Genomic DNA, 2,243 nt, shown 5'->3' with positions numbered 1-2,243 from the left:
GTTAGATTTATTCAGCTCATATCATCAAACCACGCGGGTTTTAGCCGCAAAAACTTAACTGACACCACTGACTTAGATTAAACGCGTTTATATGAGCATATTGTTCAGAAAATTAACAAAAACTGTCAGCTTCATTTAATCATGGCTGGCACTGTAAATATTAAGCGCTTACTGGCCATTAGCGATGCTCGCTTTCAGGGTGAGTTACTGGCGAGTGCCAAAAAAGCCGGAAAAATCCATACGCAATTTACCCTCCCATCCGCCTGGAAAAACAATAGTCCTCAGAAGCTAATGACATTAGAGAAAAATCCTCATTTTTCGCCATTTCCTTTGGGATCTGATTTTGACGAAACCGAACAGCAATTAATTAATGCACTGACAAAGATGAAAGGTGCCATGGCAAGCCCACAGACCCTGTTATATCATCTGTTGGCCAGCCTTTTGCCACAGCAAGAATCCAATGAAACGCAGCTATGCCTAGAGCGCATGGGACTTTCAGCCCCCCAAGGTCTGAAAAACAAAATGCTGGCAAGATTATTAGTGCGCTTCTTAAACTGATTTTTTGAGCGTGAGCCAAACATCAGAATTAACATCAGAATTAACATCAGAATTAACTTTAGAATTAACAGAAACTAACTGTGCCAGCTATTTGAAACTCTATGGGTTCGGGAGGAGTATCCCTGCTGACTAGCTCAATAGAAACACCTAAGGCATTTAGCCAATCAGGCTCCAGACATTTATGCGTATCGGCCTTCTAGCAGTGAAGCTGTTAAATCTTACTTGAGCGCATAGTGAAAATGCATTATGTTATTGTTTTATAAGGACTGGCCTGATTTATCGTCATGCACAGTAGATTAACTTAAAAGAGTACTAATATTGATACGTTCCTTGTTTATAATTATTTTTTGTCTGGTTGTGACGAGTTGCCAATACAATCCCCATTTAGATTTTAGTGATAGGTTGCAAGGTAAAATGTTTATTTTGGCCGTAGGTGAAACGTATGGTGAGATAATAACTTATTCCTATAATGACACTTCAGCTGAATTGTTGGAATTCAACTCCGATGATTATTTATCAAATGTGAAGTGTGAAAATAAAGTGGTGTTATCTATTGCTATCATTTGTAACTTTCCAAAACTAAATGCTTTAGAGCTTAAACGCGAAGAGATTAACTCACTGAGTAACTCTTCAATAGATAGAGCTTCTGATCACTTCAATTATAAAGGTAAATTATTAATTAGAGTGCATGTCATTACCGGTGATTTAGAATCTAATTACTATGTAAAGGCTAAGCGTGAAGATGACATTCTAAATGTGTTTTTCTTTATTGATGATTATCATATTAAAGATGTAAGTGCTGGAGGGGAATTAGCTACGCTACTAGCTATCCTGCATGAAATAGGGCATGTTAGGCAGGCTATTAATAATAAAATGTTAGATCGCCCTTCTGAAGAAGTCGAATTTGAAGCCGATTATATTTCATATTGCTTGGTTACTGAGTTGTTTGAGCTTGATGGTGTGAGTATAGATGTGGAAGGTGAATACTCAAAAACTGGTACTGTCTTTGACAAAAAACATAAGAATAAACAACTGGAATACTCAGCTATTGGTTATAATGTCTTCTTAAGACACTTATTAGAATATTTCAAAATAGAAAGCTTTCAGTTGAAGAAAGGAGCCCACAAAGAATTCGAAAAAAGTTGTGTGCCACTTTTAGCATAAAATTGAGATAGAGCAAACGCACGGAATATCGAGGGCCAACTAAAGTTGGAGCAAAGGTAAGTGCAGCCACCCAGAATAAATCGCATGATTTAGCTCCTTCTATTTAACAATGGATAATTTCGAGTATGCCCTCACATTTCATACATGAGGCGTTTGTTGTTCCGACGACACTGGATACTGAACACTTTCACTTGAGAATGTTAGAGGACTCAATTGCACAATTAGACTTTGAGGCGGTGATGTCTAGCCAAAAAAGACTGCAAGGGATTTTTGGTTCAGGTTCCCAGTGGCCTAAAGTTGATATGACATTAGAAGAAAATGCTGAAAGTCTAAAAATTCACCAACAAGAATTTGAATCTAGAAAGGCGTTCGCTTATTCGGTTTTTAATACCAGCAACGAGGGCGTTCGAAATTCTGTGTCAGGTTAAGTTTAAATTTCGAGCACGCTGTCTAAACGTCCTTCAAAATAAATCGCTAACTGAGATAGACAAAGGCTCCAATTGTGAATGGGCATTGTCCAT

3 protein-coding genes are annotated in these 2,243 nt (G+C 37.8%); all 3 read left to right on the top strand.

Features of this window, described 5'->3' with window-relative positions; genetic code table 11:
* The first annotated feature begins 141 nt into the window (after nt 1–141).
* Complete coding sequence (locus H5073_RS17810; protein WP_182680902.1) at nt 142–558, top strand: hypothetical protein; 417 nt, start codon at nt 142–144, stop codon at nt 556–558.
* Between the two features lie 414 nt (nt 559–972).
* A complete protein-coding gene (locus H5073_RS17805; protein WP_182680901.1) occupies nt 973–1,722 on the top strand; it encodes a hypothetical protein in 750 nt (249 codons plus the stop codon).
* Nucleotides 1,723–1,847: 125 nt separating this feature from the next.
* Complete coding sequence (locus tag H5073_RS17800) at nt 1,848–2,150, top strand: hypothetical protein (RefSeq protein ID WP_259394950.1); 303 nt, start codon at nt 1,848–1,850, stop codon at nt 2,148–2,150.
* Nucleotides 2,151–2,243 lie beyond the last annotated feature (93 nt).

Source organism: Shewanella sp. SR44-3 (assembly GCF_014163735.1).
Lineage (GTDB): Bacteria > Pseudomonadota > Gammaproteobacteria > Enterobacterales > Shewanellaceae > Shewanella.
This window is presented reverse-complemented; position numbering and strand designations above follow the sequence as displayed.